Origin of the sequence: Ideonella lacteola (genome assembly GCF_038066555.1) — a bacterium.
Taxonomy (GTDB): domain Bacteria; phylum Pseudomonadota; class Gammaproteobacteria; order Burkholderiales; family Burkholderiaceae_C; genus Ideonella; species Ideonella lacteola.
In genome coordinates this window covers 252887-269345 of sequence record NZ_JBBUTG010000004.1, presented here as the reverse complement: position 1 = coordinate 269345, position 16459 = coordinate 252887, and the positions used below count along the sequence as shown (strand labels likewise).

At 62.2% G+C, this 16459-nt stretch carries 12 protein-coding genes; 7 read left to right on the top strand and 5 right to left on the bottom strand.

All coding sequences use genetic code 11. From position 1 onward, the window contains the following. The first annotated feature begins 6 nt into the window (after nucleotides 1–6). Nucleotides 7–639 (top strand): 7-carboxy-7-deazaguanine synthase, encoded by a 633-nt coding sequence (queE, locus tag AACH06_RS09190; RefSeq protein WP_341425352.1) that lies wholly within the window; start codon nucleotides 7–9, stop codon nucleotides 637–639. A 1058-nt stretch (nucleotides 640–1697) separates the two neighbouring features. Here the strand turns inward: queE and AACH06_RS09185 are convergent. The 4 genes from AACH06_RS09185 to dnaA form a co-directional block, all read right to left on the bottom strand. Continuing rightward, nucleotides 1698–3209 carry a ParB N-terminal domain-containing protein gene (locus AACH06_RS09185; protein ID WP_341425351.1) on the bottom strand — a complete coding sequence of 504 codons (1512 nt, stop codon included), beginning with the start codon at nucleotides 3207–3209 and terminating at the stop codon, nucleotides 1698–1700. A gap of 198 nt (nucleotides 3210–3407) precedes the next feature. Beyond that, complete coding sequence (gyrB, locus tag AACH06_RS09180; protein WP_341425350.1) at nucleotides 3408–5939, bottom strand: DNA topoisomerase (ATP-hydrolyzing) subunit B; 2532 nt, start codon at nucleotides 5937–5939, stop codon at nucleotides 3408–3410. Nucleotides 5940–6063: 124 nt separating this feature from the next. Then, complete coding sequence (gene dnaN, locus AACH06_RS09175) at nucleotides 6064–7203, bottom strand: DNA polymerase III subunit beta (RefSeq protein ID WP_341425349.1); 1140 nt, start codon at nucleotides 7201–7203, stop codon at nucleotides 6064–6066. A 281-nt stretch (nucleotides 7204–7484) separates the two neighbouring features. After that, complete coding sequence (gene dnaA / locus AACH06_RS09170; RefSeq protein WP_341425348.1) at nucleotides 7485–9026, bottom strand: chromosomal replication initiator protein DnaA; 1542 nt, start codon at nucleotides 9024–9026, stop codon at nucleotides 7485–7487. A 321-nt stretch (nucleotides 9027–9347) separates the two neighbouring features. Between dnaA and rpmH the strand changes: the two genes are divergently transcribed. The 6 genes from rpmH (at nucleotide 9348) to AACH06_RS09140 (ending at nucleotide 14413) form a co-directional block, all read left to right on the top strand. Then, complete coding sequence (rpmH, locus tag AACH06_RS09165) at nucleotides 9348–9485, top strand: 50S ribosomal protein L34 (protein ID WP_341425347.1); 138 nt, start codon at nucleotides 9348–9350, stop codon at nucleotides 9483–9485. Between the two features lie 215 nt (nucleotides 9486–9700). Next, complete coding sequence (locus AACH06_RS09160; protein ID WP_341425346.1) at nucleotides 9701–10000, top strand: ribonuclease P protein component; 300 nt, start codon at nucleotides 9701–9703, stop codon at nucleotides 9998–10000. An 11-nt stretch (nucleotides 10001–10011) separates the two neighbouring features. Next, a complete protein-coding gene (gene yidD, locus AACH06_RS09155) occupies nucleotides 10012–10356 on the top strand; it encodes a membrane protein insertion efficiency factor YidD (protein WP_423221999.1) in 345 nt (114 codons plus the stop codon). After that, nucleotides 10353–12086, top strand: a complete 1734-nt coding sequence (gene yidC / locus AACH06_RS09150) for a membrane protein insertase YidC (protein WP_341425345.1) — start codon at nucleotides 10353–10355, stop codon at nucleotides 12084–12086. Before yidD ends, yidC begins: the two co-directional genes overlap by 4 nt. A gap of 259 nt (nucleotides 12087–12345) precedes the next feature. Then, the gene (mnmE, locus tag AACH06_RS09145) at nucleotides 12346–13758 is read left to right on the top strand and encodes a tRNA uridine-5-carboxymethylaminomethyl(34) synthesis GTPase MnmE (RefSeq protein WP_341425539.1); all 1413 of its coding nucleotides are present in this window, start codon (nucleotides 12346–12348) and stop codon (nucleotides 13756–13758) included. 187 nt (nucleotides 13759–13945) lie between these two features. Beyond that, entirely contained in the window at nucleotides 13946–14413 is a 468-nt protein-coding gene (locus tag AACH06_RS09140) for a cyclic nucleotide-binding domain-containing protein (protein ID WP_341425344.1), read from the top strand. Between the two features lie 48 nt (nucleotides 14414–14461). Here AACH06_RS09140 and AACH06_RS09135 read toward each other — a convergent pair whose 3' ends face one another. Continuing rightward, nucleotides 14462–16459, bottom strand: a complete 1998-nt coding sequence (locus AACH06_RS09135; RefSeq protein WP_341425343.1) for a monovalent cation:proton antiporter-2 (CPA2) family protein — start codon at nucleotides 16457–16459, stop codon at nucleotides 14462–14464.

Genomic DNA, 16459 nt, shown 5'->3' with positions numbered 1-16459 from the left:
GAAGGTATGACGTACTCGGTCAAAGAGATCTTCTACACCCTGCAGGGCGAGGGCTTACGCGCTGGTCGGCCAGCGGTGTTCTGCCGTCTTGCCGGGTGCAACCTTTGGACGGGCCGCGAAGAAGATCGTGCCAACGCGGTTTGCCAGTTCTGCGACACCGACTTTGTCGGCACTGACGGCACACTGGGGGGAAAGTTCGCTGAGGCCGACGACCTTGCTTTTCAGATCGCGGCGCTTTGGCCCGACGGGAAAGACAATCGGTACGTTGTTCTTACGGGCGGAGAGCCACTCCTGCAAGTCGACAGCGAGCTAATCGACGCATTGCACGCCAAGGGCTTCGATATTGCCGTCGAAACCAACGGTACCGTACACGCGCCTCCGGGCATCGACTGGATCTGCGTGAGTCCTAAAGCTGGCGCCGACTGGATTCAGCGCAGCGGCCATGAGCTAAAGCTTGTTTATCCACAGGCTGGGCTCTTGCCGCATGACATTGGCGATCCGGCGTTTGACCACCTACTGCTACAACCCATGGATGGGATTCAGCAGCTAAAAAACACGCGCGCAGCAATCGCCTACTGCCAAGAGAATCCACGATGGCGGTTATCTATTCAGACTCACAAAGTTCTGGCCATTAGGTGATCTCACCTTATCGTCGACTGCAAACCTGACCAGTACCAAGAGTCACGAGCCCATCCTCGGAGGTTAGCCGTACGAATAGCACATTGCACAAACATGCAAGTACTTGGGTACACGCTGACGAACCCGACACACAGCCCTACGGTGGAACAGAACCGGTTACTGTACCTGGTGCGCCTCGCAGACTCTCAGCTGGAATCCACTCAACCGGAAGTACCGATACGCCCTTCTTGACAGTGCACGGCAGACAGATACTTGAACTGTTTGTAGGGAGCGGCAGACCAGTCGCGACACGCTTGTAGACGAACAACTCCGTTTCGTTGGGACGAGCTCCGCAACTGTCGCATCTGCCATCTCGACACAGGACAATCCATCGGTGGGTTAATCGAATCTTCTGCAGATCTTGGAAGTCATTGCGTTCGAAGTAATCGAACGCGTACGCGGAAGTAGACCACACCACTGCATCCTGCTTCCCGGAGTTGCACGACGTGCAAGCAATTGCCCAGTTCAATCCCTCCGGTGGGTCATCGCCCAAATGTTTTGGAAGCATGTGCTCTAGGCTCTCGACGACTCCCGAGCTAGCTAAGCCGACGCCGCACCAAACACAGCGGTGACATTGGCGCTCCAGGACCTTTTCATACAAGCTAACGTTAGCCTTGAGAGTCGCCAAACCCGCAGTCTTAGCTCGAGCCTGCGTGCTTGTCATTCCCTTTAGCCGGTTTATGTTGATCAATAGATCAATGAGAGTCCGCTTGTGTTCCTGCTGAATCGTGATACCTAGATTTCCCAAATGCTCGTCAATCAAGGCCTCGTAGCTGGCAGCACTAGCCGGATCGAGCGCCTTTATTGGGATGAGCGAAAATAGTATGGACTGACGGAACGATGGCTCTATACCGGCCGCGAGGGAATCCACCGGCCTACCAAGTTTTCTGGACCAATCGATGATCGCCGCAGCGAGCGTCGCGAAAGAAGGTGAGCGTCGATGTAGTCCATCCAAAAAATGTGTGTCACTCGATAAAATATCGGCGACCAATTCATCCAAAATCTCGGCCGCCATGGAGTCAGCCCTTATCAAACCACTCGTTCTGCTTCCACTTCTTCCATACCTTACCTTCCTTCTTGCCCTCGGCAATCAAAAGCGAAAGCACCTTTCGAAATTCTTCACGGCCTTGGTTGGTATCAATGCTCTTCTTCTCCCAAGTCACCGTCCACATCTCAGGCGGTATGAATTCCAGATAGGTCTTAACTACTTCGGAGAACGCGCTCTTCAGCGCTTCCAACCGCGCTTCAAGTGGTACGTCGTCGGGCACTTTCCAATGTGACTTCATCTGCCCGTCACACTCCAGCAATAACGCTTCTTGGAGCGCCCAAAGACTGGCACCAACAAAGAAATTGTTTCCGTCCTTCTTCTTCCACAGACCGTCTGGGTAGTGACCTCTTACAATGACCCAGAAATGGCAGAAGAACTCAAACCACAACTTTGAAGATCGCCACTCCGCAGTCGCTTTCGAGTTGTTTTCGGTTTGGAAGAGCGCCTTTGCAATGTGCACCAACGAGCTTCGTCTTGCCGTGAACCATTCCTTGGCAATTCGCTTAACGCCAGCATATCCAAGAAGCTCCGCCTTTGCGCCCTTGCTTCCAACGCCCATATCGATAAGATTGCTGAACGGACTTCGATCGTCATAAGCGACCAAGCTCATGATTTCAACTTCAGTCATCTTCACGCCAGCCTGATTCAGCCTAGACCCAAGGTTCACTTGTTCCTGCTTAGACAAGCTAAGGGCTGCAATCGACGTGATGAGCGACGGTGGAATCTTTTTCGGCTTTATGTTGACAACAGTAAACTGAAAGACCTGCTCCTCCCAAGAGGCGTCATACAGTCCACAAACCATAAACGGCAACCCATTCGCGCCGAACTTGGCTCCAGCAGCAATTCGATGCTGCCCATCAATGAGCATCGCGGGTTTAACGTAGTCAATAATCGCGCTTCTGAACTTCTCATTGGTCCAGTTAGTCTTGTCCTCGAGAAGAGCTTTCATTTTTGAAAGAGTCTCATTCCCTAGATGTACTGAAGACTCGTCCTTCTCGTCGTCGACTTCAGCGTCTTGGTCTTCTATGGCGTCCAAATCCTTGTCATCATCGTCATCCGCCGCTTGCGCTTGAGTATCTTCCGTACCTTGAGGCAGCCTTGCCTTAACATAAATGAGCGCCTGCTCGAAGACTTTATCGGTTAGTAGCGCATCCTCGTCGAGTTCGACAACGAGCTTGGCACTGACGACTTTGCCGGTTTCGATGGTTTGCGGCTCTAACTTACAGCGACCGATGCCAGTATCGGTACGAAGCGCAAGGATTACCGCAGTTGGACTGCAGTTCTTTGGATCCTGGAAGTATGGGACGATTGACTGGTTAACGCGGTCTTGATCCTTAAACCGCTGATACCCGGTAAGTAGTTCATCTGACTTCCGAGGAATACCGGCCCATCGGACCACGTCCCCTGAATGTGCAACGAATGCGACTTGAATGGGGGACTTCTCTTGCTGACGAAAGGCTAGTACGTCGTATTCGATCTTCACGTCGTCAACCTCCAGAATTGGTTCGCTCTAAGAGCACGTAGCGCGCTGATGGGGCCCCGATCGTCCTCGGCAGCAGCCATCATGCGCAGGACGGAAGGGGCGGCCGGTAACGTATCCTGACCTGCAGTACGGCCCTGGCGGATCTGCAGTGCCGGTGCATTTTGAGAACTTCGGGTCGACTTTTGAGAACCTACACAACTATGCATCGATATTCGCCGCCCTCAACGCATTCGTCTCAATGAAATCCCGCCGCGGCTCGACCTCGTCGCCCATCAGCATCGTGAACACCTTGTCGGCCTCGATGGCGTCTTCGATCTGCACGCGCAGCAAGCGGCGCACGTCAGGGTCCATCGTCGTTTCCCAGAGCTGCTCAGGGTTCATTTCGCCCAGGCCCTTGTAGCGCTGGCGGCCCACTGAGCTTTCGGCTTGGCTCATCAGCCAGGCCATGGCGGCGCGGAAGTCGCCCACCTTCTGCTCTTTCTGCTTTTCGCCTTCGCCACGCTTGGCCACCGCGTCGGCGGTGAGCAGGCCCTTGAAGGTGACGCCGGCCGTGGCCAGGGCGGCGTAGTCGGCGCCGTGAACGAAATCGGGGCTGATGATGCTGCTCTTGATGTTGCCGTGGTGGCGGCGGCTGATGCGTAGCAGGTGCTTGTCGGTGCGCTGGTCGAACACGGCCTCGACCTCGGCGTCGTTCAGCGCCGCCTTCAGGGCGATGGCGCTGGCTTCGGCGCTGGCGGTGTCGTCGAGGTTCAGCGTCAGGCCGTCGCTGATGGCGCGCAGGGCTTCCACGTCCATCCAGGCAGAGAGACGGTCGATCACGTTGGTGGCGGCCACGTAGGCCTGGGCCTTCTCGGCCAGCTCGGCACCGGCCAGGGGCGCGCGGCCGTCGCCCGGCTCGATGCGGGCACCATCGAGGGCCACCTTCAGCAGGTATTCATCCAGCGCGTGGGCGTCTTTCAGGTATTGCTCGGCCTTGCCGTGCTTCACCTTGTACAGCGGCGGCTGGGCGATGTAGATGTGGCCCCGCTCCACCAGATCGGGCATCTGGCGGTAGAAGAAGGTCAACAGCAGCGTGCGGATGTGGGCGCCGTCCACGTCCGCGTCGGTCATGATGATGATGCGGTGGTAGCGCAGCTTGTCGGGGTTGAAATCGTCTCCACCCATGCCCTTGCCGATGCCGGTGCCCAAGGCGGTGATGAGCGTGAGGATTTCGTTGGAGCTCAGCAGCTTTTCGTAGCGCGCCTTCTCCACGTTCAAGATCTTGCCGCGCAACGGCAGGATGGCCTGGAACTTCCGGTCGCGCCCCTGCTTGGCCGAGCCGCCGGCGGAGTCACCCTCCACGATGTAGATCTCGCACAGGGCGGGGTCTTTTTCCTGGCAATCGGCCAGTTTGCCGGGCAGGCCCATGCCGTCGAGCACACCTTTGCGGCGCGTCATCTCGCGCGCCTTGCGCGCGGCTTCGCGGGCCCGGGCAGCATCCACGATCTTGCCGCAGATGATCTTGGCGTCGTTCGGGTTCTCGAGCAGCCAGTCGTTGAGCAGGCGACTGACGATGTCTTCCACCGGCGCGCGCACTTCCGAGCTGACGAGCTTGTCTTTCGTCTGGCTCGAGAACTTGGGCTCGGGCACCTTCACGCTCACCACGCAGGCCAGGCCTTCGCGCATGTCGTCGCCCGCGATCTCGACCTTGGCCTTCTTCGCCAGCTCGTTGTCTTCGATGTACTTGTTGATGACGCGGGTCATCGCGGCGCGCAGGCCGGTGAGGTGGGTGCCGCCATCACGCTGGGGGATGTTGTTGGTGAAGCACAGCACGTTCTCGCTGAACGAGTCGTTCCACTGCATCGCCACTTCCACGCCGATGTTGGTGCCCTGGTCGCTCGATTTGTCGCCCTGGGCATGGAAGATGTTCGGGTGCAGGATCTTCTTGCCTTTGTTGACGAACTCGACAAAGCCCTTCACCCCGCCGGCGTAGGCGAAGTTGTCTTCCTTCTGGTTGCGCTCGTCGACAAGGCGGATCTTGACGCCGTTGTTCAGGAACGAAAGCTCGCGCAGGCGCTTGGCCAGGATGTCGTAATGGAACTCGAAGTTCTGCTGGAAGATTTCGGTATCCGGCAGGAAATGCACCTCGGTGCCGCGCTTCTCGGTGTCGCCGATGATCTTCATCGGGCTCACTTCGAAGCCATCACGCATTTCGAGCACGCGGTCTTGCGGCACGCCCTTGGCGAATTCGATGTGGTGCACCTTGCCGTCGCGCCGCACCGTCAGGCGCAGCCATTTCGACAGCGCGTTCACGCAGCTCACCCCCACGCCGTGCAGGCCGCCCGAGACCTTGTACGAGTTCTGGTTGAACTTGCCACCTGCGTGCAACTCGGTCAGTGCGATTTCGGCCGCTGAGCGCTTGGGCTCGTGCTTGTCGTCCATCTTGACGCCGGTGGGGATGCCGCGGCCGTTGTCGATGACGGAGATCGAGTTGTCGGTGTGGATGGTGACGATGATGTCGTCACAGTAGCCTGCCAGCGCCTCGTCGATCGAGTTGTCAACCACCTCGAACACCAGGTGGTGCAGGCCGGTGCCGTCGGAGGTGTCGCCTATGTACATGCCAGGGCGCTTGCGCACCGCTTCGAGGCCTTCCAGGATCTGGATGCTGCTTTCGCCGTAGCCGGCCGACGAGGCATCGGCGGGCCGGCTGGCAGGTTGCTGGTCTTCGGGCAGGTCGCGGGAGTCGGTCATGTCATTCACTCAAACTGGCACTGCTTGGAAGGCCTTTGAAGGCCTCTAGAAGCGCCGAAGCGGGCTGCCCCAGGGGAGGGGGCGCGCCCGCCGCAATAAATCGGCTGGATCAGGTTCTGATGCGTCAGATGCGCATCGGCATCACGACGTACTTGAAGCCTTCCTGTTCCGGCACGGTGATCAGGGCGGCCGAGCTGCCGTCGTGCATCTCGAGCCTGACCATCTCATGGCTGATGTTCGCCAGGGCGTCCATCAGGTAGGTGACGTTGAAGCCCACTTCGATCGCGGGGCCTTCGTAGTCGATTTCGATTTCTTCCTTGGCCTCTTCCTGCTCGGCGTTAGAAGAGGCGATCTTCAGCGCGCCCGGCTCGATGTTGAGCCGCACACCCTTGAACTTCTCGCTCGTCAGGATGGCGGCGCGCTGCAGGCTGGCCAGCAGCGTGGCGCGGCCGAGGGTGATGATGTTCTTGTGGTTCTTGGGGATGACGCGGTTGTAGTCGGGGTACTTGCCCTCGACCAGCTTGGTCACGAACTCCATCCCCGAGAAGCTGAACTTCGCCTGGTTGCCAGCGAAGCGCATCTCGATCATCGCATCGGCGGTGTTGCCTTCGACGTCTTTGCTTTCCTTGCCGTCTTTGAGCAGCCGCATCAGCTCGAGCACCGTCTTGCGCGGGAGGATGACCTCCTGCTTGGGGATGTCGGTTTCGAGCTGGGCCTGCGCCAGCGCCAGGCGGCTGCCGTCAGTGGCCACGAGGGTGAGGGTCTTGCCCTCAGCCACGAACAGGATGCCGTTCAGGTAGTAGCGGATGTCGTGCACCGCCATCGCGAAGTGCACCTGGTCGATCAGCGCCTTGAGCGTCTTCTGCGGCACGCTGAAGGCGGGCCCGAAGTCGACCGCTTCGTTGACGAGCGGGAAGTCTTCGGCCGGCAGGGTTTGCAGCGTGAAGCGGCTCTTGCCACCTTGCAGCGTCAGCTTGGAGCCTGCGGCGGTCAGGCTGACAACCTGGTCGCTCGGCAGCGTGCGAAGGATGTCGATCAGCTTGCGCGCACCCACCGTGGTGGACAGGCTGCCTGCGTCACCACCCAGCCCCGAACTGGTGCGCACCTGGATCTCCAGATCGCTGGTCGTGAACTCGATCGTTTCGCCGTTCTTGCGCAGCAACACGTTGGCCAGGATGGGCAAGGTGTGGCGCCGCTCCACGATGCCGGCAACGGCCTGAAGGGCAGCCAGCAGTTTTTCCTGTGGGGCTTTCAAAACAATCATGTCTTCCTCTTTGAACTTAGTCGTTCTAGTAGGCTCGGGCGCCGACTGTGGAAAAGCGCATTTTCGCCTGATTCTTCAAGGCTTTAGCGTCTGGGCAACCCTGTGTGCCGAGGGCTGGTTTTCAACGGGGCCAACAGACAGCAACTTCTCGCGACGGCTTGGGCCTGTGGGTAACTGGGTGGTTGTTCGAAAGTTGTCCCCAGGCTTGCACGTTGACAAGAGGCCCGGGGCGGTGCAAAGGGCCAAAAAAGAGGGCCTGACGGCCCTGGTTCACCTCGAGATCAGCCCTTGAGGGTCTGCTCGAGCACGTGCAATTGTTGGTTCAGCTCGGTGTTCTTGTGCCGCTCGCCGCCGATCTTTCGCACGGCGTGCAGCACGGTGGTGTGGTCACGGCCGCCGAAGAGCTCGCCGATCTCGGGCAGGCTCTTCTGGGTCAGTTCCTTGGCCAGGTACATCGCAATCTGTCGAGGCCGGGCGATCGAGGCCGGCCGCTTCTTGCTGTACATGTCGGCCACCTTGATCTTGTAGAAGTCGGCCACGGTCTTCTGGATGTTCTCGACCGAGATCTGCCGGTTCTGGATCGACAGCAAGTCCTTCAGCGCCTCGCGCGCCAGGTTGATCGAGATGTCCTTGTGGCTGAACTTGGCGTAGGCCAGCACCTTGCGCAGGGCACCTTCCAGCTCGCGCACATTGGCCCGCACGTTCTTGGCCACGAAGAAGGCCACGTCCTCGGGCATCACCGTGCTTTCAGCGCGGGCTTTGGCCAACAGGATGGCCACGCGCATCTCAAGCTCGGGGGGCTCGATGGCCACCGTGAGACCTGAATCGAAGCGCGAGGTGAGCCGCTCGTCGATGTCCACCAACCCCTTGGGGTAGGTGTCGCTGGTCATGATGATGTGGGCCCGTTTGGCCAGCAGCGCCTCGAAGGCGTTGAAGAACTCTTCCTGGGTGCGTTCCTTGCCGGCGAAGAACTGCACGTCGTCGATCAGCAGCAGATCGAGCGAGTGGTACTTGGCCTTCAGCTCGTCGAAGGTCTTGCGCTGGTAGTTCTTGACGACGTCCGAAATGAACTGCTCGGCGTGCAGGTAGAGCACCCGGGCGTTGGGGTTGTCGGCCAGCAGCGCATTGCCCACGGCATGCACCAGGTGGGTCTTGCCCAACCCCACCCCGCCGTAGATGAACAGCGGGTTGTACATCTGCCCTGGCGCGCCGGCCACATGCAGCGCGGCGGTGCGGGCCATCTGGTTGGCGCGCCCGGCCACCAGGGTGTCGAAAGTGAGCGCGGTGTTCAGTCGGTGCCGGTTGGCCGCAGGCGGCAAGTGGACGCCTGGGCCGGTGCCGGGCGAACCCTGGCCACCGCCAGGGCCGGGGCGAACCAGCGTGGCCGTGTCACCCGTTTGGGCGGCAGCGCGTGCGGCATCGTGCGCGGCATTCGCCGCCTCGCGTGAGGGCATGGCTGCTGCACGGGCCAGCACCTGCGCCGCGGACAAGGGCTGGTTGGCGTGGGCGATGAGCGTGCCCCGGGGGCCGCCACTCAGCGGCCGCATCGGCATGCCGCCCATCGGCTCGCGCGGAGCCAGGCTGAGTTCCAGCCGGACGGGCTTGCCGGCCAGGTCGCTCAGAACGGTCTCGATGCGGGCACCGTACTGAGAGCGGATCCAGTCCAGCTTGAAACGATTGGGCACACGCAGCGAAGCAACGGCGGCTTCGCCGTCGTCGGTGATGTCCGCCGGCGGCAGCGGGCGGATCCAGGTCGCGAATTGCTGTTCAGGCAACTCGGTGGCAAGGCGTTCGCAACCGCGTTGCCAAAGGTCAAGGCTCATTGTGGACAAGTTCTTTTCGAGCGGCCGGATTCTACGCACGCCATCACGGCTGAAGGCGGTGGTTATCCACAGTTTTTCGACGTGGGTCAAGCCCCGCGCTCAGCCGCGTTTCGCGGTGCAAGTGTTTGACCCTGCACGCGTTTTTTGCTCTAATAGTGGGTTTCCCGAATCGGGGCTGCGGCGTGCGCCTACAACAGGCAAGCCTTGCAGCCACCGGGGGCGGGCCGTGATTGGCCAACCCCAGGCCTGCGGCAGAGCTTTGACAAAAGCTTGATCTCAGGCGGCTGGGAAGCCTCTTCCAACTCCCTGTTTTCAAGCACCATGAAGCGCACTTACCAGCCTTCCAAGATCCGCCGCGCCCGTACGCATGGCTTCCTCGTTCGCATGAAGTCGCGTGGTGGCCGTGCGGTCATCAATGCGCGCCGTGCCAAGGGCCGCAAGAAGCTGACCCAGGTCTAAAGCCCGCGATGATCGGCCGCATCGTGCGACCGGCCGATTTCGAACGCGCGCTCGCGACAGCGCCTCGCTCGCGAAGTGCTCACTTCGCCGCTCACCACGTGAGCGGCGGGCCTTCGCTTGCTCGTGCACATGTTTCGTTGAGTGCGCGCGAGGCGGTTGTCCCACCTGTTTCACCAGACTTATCCACAGCCCAGGGTGAGAACCCTCCGGCCCTTGTGGATGAATCTTCAACGCCACCGGCTGCGCCCCCCATCCAGGGGCACTGGCTGGGCTTGGTCGTGCCCAAACGGTATGCCAAGCGAGCGGTCACTCGCAATCTGATCAAGCGTCAGATTCGCGCGGCCATGCGCCAGCACGCGCCGTCTCTGCCGCCCGGCCTCTGGGTGGTGAGGCTTCGCATGCCCTTTGACAAGCGTGAATTCCGCAGCCCGGCTTCCGATGCGCTGCGCGAGGTGGCGCACGATGAGATCGCGCAACTCTTTCAGCGCGCGGTGACCGGCTTGCGCCGGACATGATGGGGTTGCCGATGGCGTTCGCCCCGAGTGGCCAGCCTGCCTTGAAGCAGCTCAAGCTGCTGCCCCGGCTCGCGCTGGTGGGGTTGCTGCGTGCCTATCGCCTGCTGCTGAGCCCCTGGCTTGGCAACCAATGCCGGTTCGCGCCGACCTGTTCGGTTTACGGCATCGAGGCTTTGCAACGCCATGGCGCGCTGGCGGGCAGCTACCTCACGGCTGCGCGGGTCTTGCGCTGCCATCCTTGGTGCGAAGGCGGACATGATCCGGTGCCGGTGCGGCGCCCTCGCCTCTTCACCCATCTGTTGCCGGCCGCGACCTTGGCCGACCCTTCCGAGTTTTCTTCCAGGCCTATGCCATGAACGATATGCGCCGCACCCTGCTCTGGGTGGTGTTCATCATGTCGCTCGCCCTGCTGTGGGACGGGTGGAACAAGCACAACGGGCATCCGACGATGTTGGGGATGCCGATCACCGAGCCCGGCGCCGCGGCGTCTGCCGCCGCCAGTGCAGCGGCCAGCAACGCTGGCGTGCCCGTGACACCGGGCAGCGCCAATGCGGCGGTACCGGCTGCCACCGCCGCCGCTGCGGCCAGCGCCGCCCTGCCGGCCAGCGAAAAGGTGACGGTGCAGACCGATGTGCTGAAGTTGACGCTCGACAGTGTGGGCGCCACCGTCACCAAGCTGGAACTGACGCAGTACCCGGACACGCATGACGCGACGCGCCCGGTGACCTTGTTCGATCAGTCCGCGAATCGGCAGTACCTCGCCCAGACGGGATTCTTCAACGCCACGGGTGGCGAGCCCCTGCCCCGTCACCTGAGCCCCTTCACGGTGGTGCCGGGTGAGCGCACCTTGAAGGACGGCGCGAATGAGCTGAGCGTCCGGTTCGAATCGCCCGAGATCGGCGGTGCGAAGGTGGTGAAGACCTACACCTTCAAGCGTGGCGAATACACCATCGGCGTCAAGCAGGAACTCACCAACGTCTCCGACAAGCCGTTGACGCCCAAGGCGTACCTGCAGCTGCTGCGCGACGGGCATCCGCCGGAAGGGCAGTCAACCTCCTACTTCTCATCCACCGGTTTCACCTACACCGGGCCTGCGATCTACAACGATTCAATCAAGTTCAAGAAGATCGAGCCCGCCGAGATCGACAAGCGTGGTGCCTCGCCTTCCAAGGTGGAATCGACCGCCAATGAAGGCTGGGTCAGCATGATCCAGCACCACTTCGTCAGCGCGTGGTTGTTGCCGACTGGGGCTTCCCGCGAGTTCGTGACCAACAAGGTGGGCAGCGACTACACCGTGGCGATGGTTCAGCAGTTGGCACCGGTGGCGCCTGGAGCAACGGTCACCTACCAGGCGACGCTGTATGCCGGCCCGCAAGACGAGAAGAAGCTGGCTGCGATTGCGCCTGAACTGGATCGTGTCAAGGACTACGGCAACGTGTACATGCTGTCCAAGCCCTTGTTCTGGTTGCTGGACCACCTGCATAGCGTGCTTGGAAACTGGGGCTGGGCCATCATCTCCCTGGTGGTGATGCTGAAGATCGCCTTCTACTGGCTCAATGCCAGCGCCTACCGGTCACAAGCCAAGATGCGTGCGGTGAACCCGCGCATCATGGAAATGCGCGAACGCCTGAAGGACAAGCCGCAGGAGATGCAGCAGGAGATGATGCGCATCTACCGCGAGGAGAAGATCAACCCCTTCGGTGGTTGCCTGCCCATCGTCGTGCAGATGCCGTTCTTCATCGCCCTGTACTGGGTGCTGCTGGCCTCGGTGGAGATGCGCGGCGCGCCGTGGCTGGGTTGGGTGACCGACCTGTCCAAGCCTGACAGCCTGTTCGGTCACTTGCCGCTGGGTGACATGCCGATCGGCCCGTTGCCCATCTTGATGACGCTCAGCTCGCTGCTGCAGGTGGCCCTCGGCCCGAAGGCTCCAGATCCCACCCAGGCCAAGATGATGTGGATCATGCCGCTGATGTTCAGCTTCATGTTCTTCTACTTCCCGTCGGGTTTGGTGCTGTACTGGCTGACGAACAACGTGCTGTCCATCGCCCAGCAATGGTTCATCAACAAGCGGCTGGGGGTGGCCTGAACGCCCCCGTCCCGCTTTGTGACCGTTGACACAAAAGGCCTCACTTAGGGAGGCCTTTTTCATTTCATGGGGTACATGCCCGTCGCGCCTTGGACGATCATCGTGCTGCGGGGTCCAAACCGGATTCCTCCGGAAAGCGAGCGATCGAGCAGGCCGATGATGGCGGTGCGCGAGGCTCCCCCCGCGCCAACACCTGTGCTCTTGACGTCAAAGCTCGCCCCGCGAGGTGACGCTCCGCTCAAGAGACAATCCTGCCGTGCTGCTCGGTCGACACCAGGATCCCATCGTTGCCATCGCCACCGCCCCAGGGCGCGGTGCGGTCGGGATCGTGCGGGTGTCGGGGCATGGCTTGGGGCCGCTCGCTCACGCGCTGACGGCTGCTGAACTGACACCGCGGCGGGCGCACTACGGCCCCTTCCTGGCAGCCGATGGCCAACCGATCGATCAGGGGCTGTCGCTATTCTTCCCGGCGCCGCACTCCTACACCGGCGAAGACGTGCTCGAACTGCAGGCCCATGGTGGCCCGGTGGTGCTGCAGTTGTTGCTGGCACGTTGCCTTGAAGTGGCTTGCACCGTCGATTCAGGCGGGCGGCCTCTGTTGCGAGGTCTGCGTCTGGCCGAGCCGGGTGAGTTCACCCAACGGGCCTTCCTGAACGACAAGCTCGATCTGGCACAGGCAGAGGCCGTGGCCGACCTGATCGACGCCAGCACCGAAGCGGCCGCTCGGTCGGCCAGTCGCTCGCTGAGTGGCGAGTTCTCGAAACAGATCGACGGCCTGGCCGAATCCATCGTGCGCCTGCGCATGTTGGTGGAGGCCACGCTCGACTTCCCCGAGGAAGAAATCGACTTCCTTCAGAAGGCCGACGCGCGTGGCCAGCTCGTCCGCATCCAGCAGCAACTCGCCCACCTGCTTCAACGCACACGCCAGGGTGCGCTGCTGCGCGAGGGGTTGCGCGTGGTCTTGGCAGGGCAGCCCAATGTCGGCAAGAGCTCTTTGCTCAATGCGCTGGCGGGCGCTGAGTTGGCCATCGTCACGCCAATCGCAGGCACCACGCGCGACCGGGTGAGTGAAACCATCCAGATCCACGGTGTGCCGGTGCATGTGACCGATACCGCTGGCCTGCGCCACGACACCGCCGACGAAGTCGAGCGCATCGGCGTGGCCCGCAGCTGGGAAGCCATCGAATCGGCCGATGCCGTGCTGTTTCTGCACGACCTCACGCGGGTCGACGAGCCCGAGTTCCAGCAGGCCGATGCCCAGATCGCCGAACGTCTTGCTGGCGTGCCGCCGCATCGTCTGATGCATGTTTTCAACAAGGCCGACGCGGTGGGCGCCCCGGGGGAATTCGAGCGGGCACGCCCGGGCCTTCGTCTGTCGGCCCGCACCGGCCTCGGTCTCGATGCATTGCGCGAGACGCTGCTGGAACGGGCGGGCGGCGTGGCCTCACCCGAAGGCCTGTTCATCGCCCGCACACGCCATGTCGAGGCCCTTCGCGAAGCCGGCCTGCACCTGGACGAAGCGGCGTTGCACGCCGCCCAGGCCGATGCAGCGCTCGACCTGTTGGCAGAGGAACTGCGGCTGGCTCACCAGGCCTTGCAGCGAATCACGGGCGACTTCAGCGCTGACGACTTGCTCGGCGAAATCTTCAGCCGCTTCTGCATCGGCAAGTGAGTTGCCGCGCTCTCGCGCCCATCCGCGGTGGGCGTGGCTGGACGGATGAGCGGTACCACAACCGGGACGAGCGCGGTCCTTCAGGTTGCTCTTCGTTGCCTGCGCCGTTGATAATTGATCACAAATCGGGCCATCGAACGGCGCCTCCAGCAGCCCGGCGCCATCACCGGAGAGGGAACCTCACCCCATGTCCGTCGAGATCCTCCATCAGGCCACGCAGACCTTGAACGCCGAGGATGCTTTCCGTCCGCGGCTCGATGTCAGCCAATGGCGGCAGTTGGCACCCTTCATGCAGCAGTTCAAGCTGCGGTCAGGCGACACACTGATCCGCTACCGCGATATGGACCGCGTCATGTATCTGCTCGAAAGCGGTACGTTGCAGGTGTATGTGCCGGATGCGGGCCCCGCGCGACGGCCTGTCGCCATCCTGCGGCCTGGCGCGATCGTCGGCGAGCCGGTGTTGTTCGCGGAAACGCCCCGCATGGCGCAGGTCGAAGCGATGTCGCCGAGCGTGATCTGGGGCCTGACACGCAACCGCTTCGATGAGTTTGCCCAACGCCAGCCGGAAATGGCGCTTGAGTTCCTGCGCGCTGCGGGCGCCGTGATGACCGAGCGCATGCGCGCCAACCTCGAGCGGGGCATGCCCGCCGCCTGAGGCTGGCGCGTCGTCGACAGCGGCGGCGGCAGCGGCAGCGGCTGAACCTTAACCCGACAGCAGCTTGGCCTCGGCCAGGGCCAAGGGTTCTGGCAGGCCAGACAGCACCAAGGTGTCGCCGCCCGACAGCAGCAATTGATCGTCTGGCGTGACGTTGCGGCCATCGGCGCGGCGCACCGACACCACGTTCACATCCAGCGCGTGCAAGGCCAGATCGGCCAGTGTCGATCCGACGCTGGCCGCCGCATGCGGCAGGTTCACCGTGCGCAGCCTGGCCTGGGTCAATTCCTCGGCGGTGTCGTCGTCTGCGCCGTGGAAGTAGCCTCTGAGCAAGCGGTATCGGGCATCGCGCGCGTCGCGCGTCAGCCGGATCACCCGGCGCATCGGCACACCCACCAGGGCCAGTGCATGGCTGGCCAACATCAACGAGCCTTCCACCGCTTCGGGCACCACCTCGGTGGCACCGGCCTCGCGCAGCCGTTCGAGATCGCTGTCGTCGATCGTGCGAACGATCACCGGCACGTGCGGCGCATGCTGACGCACGAGGTCGAGGATCTTGAGCGCGGATGGCGTGTCGTGGTAGCTCACCACCACGGCGCTGGCCCGGGCCAGGCCCGCTGCCATCAGGCTTTGCAGCCGGGCCGCGTCACCGAACACCACGCTCTGGCCGGCGGCGGCGGCCTGGCGCACCCGGTCGGGGTCCAGGTCGAGCGCCATGTACGGGATGTGTTCCTGCTCCAGCAGGCGAGACAGGTTCTGCCCACTGCGGCCGTAACCGCAGATGATGATGTGGGCTTCGGTGCGGATGGCCTTCTTGGCGATCGCGGTCAACGCCACCGATTGCATCAGCCAGTCGCTGGCGGCCAACCTCATCACCACCCGGTTGCTGTGCTGGATCAACAAAGGCGTGGCCAGCATCGACAGCACCATCGACGCGAGCACCGGGCTCATCCACTGGGGCTGGATGAGCTGATTCTCGGCGCCGAGCGTGAGCAGCACGAAGCCGAACTCACCCGCCTGCGCCAGGTACAAGCCCGTGCGCAGCGCCACACCGGGCGCGGCCCGAAAGGCGTAAGACAAGCCGGCGACCAGCGCCGCCTTGGCGACGATCGGCACCAGCGTCAGCAGCAGCACCAGCAGCCACTGGTCCCACACCGGCCGCCAGTCGAGCTTCATGCCGATCGTGATGAAGAACAGGCCCAGCAGCACGTCGTGGAACGGCCGGATGTCGGTCTCCACCTGGTGCTTGTATTCCGTCTCCGCAATCAACATGCCGGCGATGAACGCACCCAACGCCAGCGACAGCCCGGCATGTTCGGTGAGCCAGGCGAGCCCCAACGTCACCAGCAGCAGGTTCAGGATGAACAGTTCGTCGCTCTTGCGGCGTGCCACCAGCGTGAGCCACCACCGCATCAGCTTCTGCCCGCCCAGCAGCAGCAGCGCCAAGACCAGCGCCGCCTTCAGCAGCGCGAAGACGAGCGCCCGGGCCATGTCCTCGCCACTCGAATTCAGAGCGGGAATCAGCACCAGCAGCGGCACGACGGCCAGATCCTGGAACAGCAGCACGCCGATCACCCGCTTGCCGTGTTCGCTCTCCATCTCCAGACGCTCTGCCATCATCTTGACCACAATGGCGGTCGATGACATGGCCATGGCGCTGCCCAGCACCACGGCGCCCTGCCAGCTCAAGCCCCACTGCACACCGAACCAGGCCGACGCCACGCCCAGCATGGCGTTGCCCGCCATGGCTCCGACGATCGTCAGGCTGACTTGTGAAAAGCCCAGGCCAAAGACGAGTGTGCGCATGCTGCGCAACTTGGGCAGGTTGAACTCCAGCCCGATCACGAACATCAGGAAAACCACGCCGAACTCGGCCAGGTACTTCACCCCGGCGGAGTCCTTCGCCAGGGCCAGCGCGTTGGGGCCGATGAGCACCCCCACCACGAGGTAGCCCAGCATCGGGGGAAGCTTCAGGCTGCGGCACAACACCACGCCGGCCACGGCAGCCACCAAATAGAGAAGAACGAGTTCGAGGGTTGATGCCAT